This window comes from uncultured Lamprocystis sp. (assembly GCF_903933125.1).
In the GTDB taxonomy this organism is placed as follows: Bacteria; Pseudomonadota; Gammaproteobacteria; order Chromatiales; family Chromatiaceae; genus Thiodictyon.
This window is the reverse complement of the sequence record NZ_CAIZIZ010000489.1, coordinates 1-7162: the sequence shown is the minus strand read 5'-3', so window position 1 is coordinate 7162 and position 7162 is coordinate 1. Positions and strand designations below refer to the sequence as shown.

Sequence of the window (7162 nt, the reverse complement as noted above, 5' to 3'; positions counted from 1 at the left end):
GCACCGAATATGCCTTTGCCGACCTGCGGCGCCGGCTCGCACAGGACCTCGGCGGGGAGGGTTTCGGTAGCGATTGCGGGGGGGCTAACAAACCAACGCAAAATCCCCTGATCGCCGCGGTAATGCGGCTCGTGGCGTAATTGAAAACAGGAAACTTCAGTTAATAAAGTCTCGATATGCCTTTTGGGAACGGGAACCCGAGTATAAACTTTGGGACGCGATGTTCCTTTGCGTTGACCTGGAACCACCGAGCGAGCTCGATGGAAAGCCCCTCACGCGAATAGTAAGGGCGATGGGCCAAACGCTTGCAAGGGAAGTCCCTTATACCGAAGTTGGCCGCGACGATAAGAATCCGGCCGAAGCCTATTTTAAGGTCAGTGACTTGCGCCTATGGGCAGAACGAACCGAGCGACGGGCGATAATGCCTGTCCTATTCCCGGAGGATCGCAAGGCAGCGGAGACAGATAATCGTCCTGATCCGAGTGAATGGGCGGCACTCAGTCACGATACCAAGCTGTTGAAGGCCGTCCGGTGGGCAATCGCAACGTGGTGGGAGGGAAAGGACCCGCTACAAGGACCGACCAAGGAGCTTGTTGTTGAGAAGCTCCAAGCCTTGCACCGTCTGACGAAGAACGAAGCTGAGGCGGTAGACCTGGTAACGCGGCCGGACTCAAGACGCCGATCCGCGCCCGAGGTACCCACCAAGGAACGCAGCAACCGCAAGGCTTAGCGGCCGATCCGCCCCTAGGTGCCACCTAGTAGGGGGCACCTGTACCCACTAAACAGGCCCGCCACAACCGCCGATAGTTTGCACCACGCAAGCCGCAGACCGCGGCAAGCAAGCCCCCAAAGGTGCAACCTATGGCGACCCCATCGACCCCCGAAACCGCCCGCCACACGGCCCCGCCGCCGACCCCGGAAAGCGTCCTGCTGACCGTTCGCCAGATGGCCGAGTCGCAACCCGCGCTATCTCAGGGCAGCGTCCGTTGGTCGGTGTTCAACGCCGAATACAACGGCCTGGCCGCATCCGGTGCAGTGGTCCGCACCGGCCGGCGCGTCTTGATTGACCCGGTTTTGTACATGGCTTGGATGCGCTCCAACCCGGTCTTGAGCCCGCCGCGCCCCAGGTCCGGGGAAAAGGTGACGCCCAAGGCCCGCCCGCAGTATCGGCCCCAAGCCGTTGCGATCCTGTCCGGGGAGTGACGCTCCATGGACAACTCCAGCGCACCGGCCCGCGGCCGGACTGGCGAACGCGCCCAGAATCCGACCCCCGCACATGAAAACGGCTCGATCACCGGCGAGGGACCGAGCCGCGAAAGCACAGAGCAAAACAGGCCAGCGAATTATACCACCGCCGCCCGCCAAGCCGAGGCCACCGCCGAGATTAGCGAGTGCGGAGCGGCCGGAATAAACCCGCAAAACCAGCATAACCCACCACCGGGACACCTGGCCCTGACCCGGATCACCGCCCGCTCGCCTGCGATCCTGGTCAAATCCTATGCGCTCGACGGCTCGGGAACGCTGGTAAAGACATCGGCCGGTCAGTTGGCGGACGGCATCGCCGAACAGGTAGCCGTCGCTGATCTTGCGGACTTTTCGACGCTGATTGATGGTCTTACGGTCGCGCAAGCCCTGACCTTCGGCGTTGCGGACGGTCACCCGACCGCGCGTGTCGTGTCGGAAAAGCGGCTGAAAGACACCCCCAACGCGATCACCCGGACCCGTCGGTTCTTCGGGTTTCGTCGCGCGCCTGGCGTGTGGATGCTGGACCACGACGCGGGCGATGGCCGAGGGATGGACCCCAGCGACCTGATAACGACGCTGCGCAGTCTCGCCCCGTGCCTCGCCGACTGCCCCTTGCTGTGGCGCGTGTCGTCATCGAGCGGCATCGTCGGACCCGACGGCACCACCCTGCAAGGGCTGCGCGGTCAACGGCTCTATATCCCCGTCGCGGACGCTGGATTGATCCCTGACGCGGGTAAGGCGCTGGTGGCGCTGCTGTGGGCTGGCGGTCACGGCCGGATCGACATCGGTAAGGCCGGGCAAGCCTTGGAGCGTACCGTAGTTGATGCGTCTGTCTGGCAACCTGAACGCCTGGACTTCGCCGCGCCGCCCAAGCTTGGCCCCGGACTCTCGCGCAACCACCCACCGCCCCGGCTTGAGGGCAACCCGGCCGGTCTACTCGACTTGTGCGCCCTGATCGCCGCTGCTGATGGCTCGGTGCAAAACCGCGCCAGCACCGCCCGCCGTGCTGCCCGCGACGCGGCAAAACCCGCCCTGGCAACGGCTCGTGACACATGGATTGACACCAGCGCGCCCGAACTGGCCGAAGCGCACGGTATCGACGTTGATGCGGTCAAGGTCGCGCTACGCCGCGCCAGCGAAAAACAGGAACTCACCGGCGACTTCGTGCTGACCGCGGCCGATGGTTCGGCCCCGCGCGTGGGGGAACTGCTCGACAACCCGGCGAAGTGGCACGGCAAGCGGTTTGCTGACCCCCTGGAGCCCGACTACACCGACGATGCGCGCATTGCATGGGCCAACCTGCGCAGTGGTCGGCGACCCTATATCTATTCACACGCGCATGGGGGGCGACGGTTCTATCTCATTCGCCCGTCGGCACGCATTGAGTTGAGTCGCGGTCAACGCGCCCGCGTGGTCGATCAAACCCTTGATCTGTTGCGCTCCCGTGGGGAACTGTACGACTTCGGAACGGGGTCATCGCTGGCGCGCGTCACTGACGACGCCCGCGCCTTGCCCGTCGCTCGGGATTGGCTATCCGACCACCTTGACCGCGTGATTGAGTATTTCGTGCTTGAGCCCGCAGAGGACCCCTTGAAGCCGCCCGTTGAGATCCCCGCCGACGCGCCGCAGTGGGCAGCGTCGCGCATTCTCGCCAAGGACGGCGACCGCGGTATGAGCCTGCTTGACGCCGTGATTACCGCCCCGACGTTGCGCGCTGATGGGTCGATCCTCGCCGATCCTGGTTACGACGCACCCTCACGGTTGCTACTGCTCGCCGATAGCCCCGATCTGGCCCCCCCGCCGTCCGCGCCGACGCTCGCCCAAGCCAAGGCCGCGCTCAACACCTTGTGGCATCCATTCCGCCTGTTCCCCCTGGTGGACGCAGTAGACTGCGGAGTCGTGCTGCAAGCCCTGCTGACCGCCACCGTGCGGGCGAGCCTGCCGACTGCCCCAGGCGTCGCCTTTGACGCGCCGACCGCCGGCACCGGCAAAACCCTGTTGGCCCAAGCTATCGGCGCGTTGTCGCTGGGATACTGCCCCCCCGCGCTGCCCCCGGCCGGCAACCAAGACGACGAAACCCGTAAGCGGTTGTTCGCCGCCCTGCGGGATGGGCATCGGGTGTTGCTGTGGGACAACGTGCGGGAGCCGCTGGGCAACGCATCGCTCGACGCCTTCATGACCGCACCGACCTTCACGGATCGCATCCTTGGCGTGTCCCAAATGGCCACCTTGCCGAACCGAGCGCTATTCATTGCGACGGGCAACAGTCTGCGCCTGGTCGGCGATACCTGCCGCCGCATCCTGCCCGCCCGTTTGGACGCCCGCACCGAAAAGCCCTATGCCCGCGAGTTCGGGTTTTGCCCGCTGGATGCGGTATTGACCCGCCGTGCCGAACTGGTCACGGCGGCACTCACCATCATGCGCGCATGGATCACGGCCGGCCGGGTGCGTCACGGAAAAGGTCGATCCGCATCCTTCGAGGCGTGGGATGACCTGGTGCGGCAATCAGTCTGTTGGGTCGCGACGTGGGACGACCGATTCAGCGATCCCTTGACCGCGACTGACCGCGCGTTTGCGCTCGACCCCGAAACCGCCAAGCTCGCCGCGTTGCTGTCCGCATGGCAAGCAGTGATCGGCGGCAAAGCCGTGACGACTGCGAAGCTGATCGACCATTCAGCCGCGTCTGAGTTCGCACCCGACGACGACGCGGCCCCCGCCTTGCGGGATGCGATAGCGGAGATTGCCGACGAGCGGGGACAGCTTAACCGGCGCATCTTGGGACGCTGGATCGAGCGCCACGTTGAACGCCGGCACGACGGCTTGCGCCTGGTGCGCGGCACCCTGTCGCGGGGTTCGCCGACCTGGATTCTGACCAAGGACGAGCCACCCGCGCCCGAGAGTGGTGGGTTTGGTGGGTTTGGCGGGTTTAAAACGGACGATAGAGATCTAGGTGCGCGAGTCGAAAGGGTTGAAGTATGACCGCCAATACGCTGATTCATAGAGTAATGTCGGCCGGAGTGACCATTGTTCCGACGCCGACCGGAAACCTGACTCTCGAAGGCCCCCCCGATGCTGTTGCGGTTCTGATGGGGGAGGTTCGCGCCAACAAAGCGGACCTGTTGAAGATCCTCAGTGCGCCCGCCGCCGACACCGCGCCCCGCCGCCTATGGCTCGTCACCCACCCGGACGGCTCGGCGCGCTCGCACTCGTTTTGCCCCGCGGCAACGCTGGCCGAAGTCGGCAGTTGGTATCCGACTGCTGCGAGCATCGAGCCCGAGGACGCGCCCGAACTCGCGCCCAAGGTGGAGCCGCCCGCCGCCCTGCCCGCGCGACCCGACACGGAGACCTCTGAATGACCATCCACGCATCCATCCACGGCCGGGCGGGCAATGACCCGGCTCAATCGACAACCGCGGCCGGCAAGGACATGACTCGTCTTTCTGTCGCCGTGAACGCGGCCGGGTTCAACGCAGAGACGGAGGAGACGCTCTGGGTGTCAATCCTCGCTTTCGGTCGAGTAGCTGATGACTTGGCCCGCGCCGCGAAAGGCCAAATGGTCACGGCGCAAGGCAAACTGACCCGCGGACACTTCACCGGCAAGGACGGGCAGGAGCGCGAAAGCTGGTCACTGCTTGCCGATGCGGTTCTGACCCTAAAGAGCGCGAAGCCGAGCGGCAAGGCACGGACCCAGGGCCAGACGCGGGACCGGACCCCAGGCGAACCAAGGCGCGATTTCGATGATCCGCTGGGGTTCTGACCATGCGCCTGTTCAAACCCACATGCAGAGCCAAGACTCGCCGCGGGACCGCCTGCAAGTGCAAGCCGGTCCCCGGCAAGCGACGCTGCCGGTTCCACGGCGGTCTGTCTACCGGACCCAAGACGCCAGAGGGACGGGCACAGTCTGCTGTCAACCTCCGGAAGGCCCTTGCAGCGATCAACGCCAACACGCCAGAGGCCGCCGAAGCGCGACGCCGCCGAGCCGCAACCGGGGCTGCAACTCGCGCCAAGAACCGCAAACGAGCGGAGAATGAGGCGCGATGGCGGGAATGGTGCAGAGGAAATCGCATCGACCCAGTGACGTGCAAGCCGATCCCGCGGCTACCCTGAGCCCAACCCGCAAGCGCACGCGCCCGTGTAGTGCGGAATAAATGCTCCCTGAGCCCGCAACACACGCGCGCGTATAGTGTCGCCAAATAGGCCCGTTTCCGCGGGACTCCGTTACCCTGTAACCCCATACGTTCAGGCTTGGAACGCGGTTACAGAGGGTTACACATGGTTGCACAACTCCGTGCTACCATCGTTGTGTAACCTGTTGTGCAACCCCCGGAGCCTGCCGTGTCACCCGCCGAAACCATCCTCGCCAACCTCGCCGCCGTCCGCGAAGCGTTCAGCCTGTCCAGCGGCCCCGTTCCGGCATGGCGTCGCTTACAGACCACCTGCCCGGACTTGACCGCGGCAATGTCCCTCAACTCGTTTCGATCCGTGGCGCCCGTGGTCCTGCTGACTGCGGACAGGTTACACAATCAATGTGCAACCCTGCCCCCGGTACCTGCTGAACCAGCATCAGCCCCCAAGACCTTCGACGGGTGGAGTGTGCAGACCGACCCGAAAGGCTACATCCGGCTGCACCGCAAGCACGGCGGCAAGGTCTTGTCCGTCTACATCGGCAAGGCATGGGACCCGGACAAGGCCCGCGAGCGGATAACTGCCCGCCTGGCCGGTTTCCAGGCCGAGGTTGCAGGGCATGGCGCGGTCGGCCGTCGCCAAAGCCTATGACGTGATCGCGCGTAGTGCCGCACAAAATCACCAGACCACGCTGCCAGGCTCGGGCGAGCGCCCCAAAGTTCACGACGCCTGCGTGCGTACATGGGCGCAAATGCTGCACAATGCCCTGTCCGGGTTCTACAGGTAGGAGGTTGGCAACCATGGCGACAGCGCAGCAACAGGCCCGGTTCATGGCCAAGGACACCAAGGCGACAATCCAAGCCAGGCTTGACCCTGCGACCGTCGCGCGGCTGGCCGCGGGGTAGTCATCGACTGGTTGGTACAAGGTGCGGCCCCGGACCCGCTATGGTTGGCGGCCGAGGGGATGCGGCTGTTGAAAGCCTATTTCGACGCCACGGGTGGAACGCGGGTGCACACTCGCATCGGCGCATGGATCGACTTGAAGGCGTACGACTGCCGACCGCGGTCCCGCTGAGGATTATTCCCGCAATCTAAGCTCACGACGTGCGGGTATCGTGCTGCAAAATAAAGTTTTTCCAGGTTTCCGTCCCAGTCAGAAATGTCGAGTCGTGTAAACTCTAGCCCGGTCCTAAGTGCGTTTTCTGGTATACCACGAAGCCCTGATTGGCCGAAAATTGACCGCTCAGGGTTAAGCGTTCCGTCGTGCGGACCAACCCGTGGTCTTGACCAACAGAATCAGGGGTGTGCGCCTGGGGCTGCGACACGACACAACGCGGGCGTTTACAGCCCCGGACTCCTTCGCCGATCCTAAGCCGCCTTTTAACGCGAAACCGCCCTCATGCCCGTTCTGCACTGGAAAAATATGGAGGCCGCCAAGGTGGCCAGTCGGCAAGTGCCCTACCGACCCTTGGTGTCGGTACCGAGCCTGAGCTACGGCGACCTCGCCAGCGAAAACCTGCTAATCCAGGGCGACAACCTGGATGCACTCAAGAGCCTCTTGCCGGTCTACGCCGGGCGCGTTAAGTGCGTCTATATTGATCCGCCGTTCAACACCAAGAGCGCATTTGAAAATAGGGGGTGGGCGGTTAGCCTCGACTTTGGCCATTTTAGGCGATCTCGATCATCGTGCCAGCCGCGACCGGCAATCGCGGGGCGCGGGTCCGCACGACGGACCCTGGGGGGACCACGGAACCAACCCGTCAGGCGCCCGCGGGCGGCCCCGGCGCGGCGG

General features: G+C 64.5%; 6 protein-coding genes. All 6 read left to right on the top strand.

Annotated elements, in window-relative coordinates:
* The first annotated feature begins 861 nt into the window (after positions 1–861).
* Positions 862–1203 (top strand): hypothetical protein, encoded by a 342-nt coding sequence (locus QZY03_RS26920; protein WP_295586568.1) that lies wholly within the window; start codon positions 862–864, stop codon positions 1201–1203.
* A gap of 6 nt (positions 1204–1209) precedes the next feature.
* Positions 1210–4224 carry a hypothetical protein gene (locus QZY03_RS26915; protein ID WP_295586565.1) on the top strand — a complete coding sequence of 1005 codons (3015 nt, stop codon included), beginning with the start codon at positions 1210–1212 and terminating at the stop codon, positions 4222–4224.
* Positions 4221–4601: a hypothetical protein gene (locus tag QZY03_RS26910; protein WP_295586563.1), complete on the top strand. Its 381-nt coding sequence runs from the start codon at positions 4221–4223 to the stop codon at positions 4599–4601. The genes QZY03_RS26915 and QZY03_RS26910 overlap by 4 nt, the downstream gene beginning before the upstream one ends.
* Positions 4598–5002, top strand: a complete 405-nt coding sequence (locus tag QZY03_RS26905; protein ID WP_295586560.1) for a single-stranded DNA-binding protein — start codon at positions 4598–4600, stop codon at positions 5000–5002. The genes QZY03_RS26910 and QZY03_RS26905 overlap by 4 nt, the downstream gene beginning before the upstream one ends.
* 2 nt (positions 5003–5004) lie before the next feature.
* Positions 5005–5352 (top strand): HGGxSTG domain-containing protein, encoded by a 348-nt coding sequence (locus QZY03_RS32295; RefSeq protein ID WP_363168751.1) that lies wholly within the window; start codon positions 5005–5007, stop codon positions 5350–5352.
* A gap of 228 nt (positions 5353–5580) precedes the next feature.
* A complete protein-coding gene (locus tag QZY03_RS26900; protein ID WP_295586558.1) occupies positions 5581–6021 on the top strand; it encodes a hypothetical protein in 441 nt (146 codons plus the stop codon).
* Positions 6022–7162: the final 1141 nt, after the last annotated feature.

Excerpts from the sequence above, each read along its gene's own strand:
- QZY03_RS26920 (WP_295586568.1), top strand. The coding sequence starts at position 862 with ATGGCGACCCCATCGACCCCCGAAACCGCCCGCCACACGGCCCCGCCG.
- QZY03_RS26915 (WP_295586565.1), top strand. The coding sequence starts at position 1,210 with ATGGACAACTCCAGCGCACCGGCCCGCGGCCGGACTGGCGAACGCGCC.
- QZY03_RS26910 (WP_295586563.1), top strand. The coding sequence starts at position 4,221 with ATGACCGCCAATACGCTGATTCATAGAGTAATGTCGGCCGGAGTGACC.
- QZY03_RS26905 (WP_295586560.1), top strand. The coding sequence starts at position 4,598 with ATGACCATCCACGCATCCATCCACGGCCGGGCGGGCAATGACCCGGCT.
- QZY03_RS32295 (WP_363168751.1), top strand. The coding sequence starts at position 5,005 with ATGCGCCTGTTCAAACCCACATGCAGAGCCAAGACTCGCCGCGGGACC.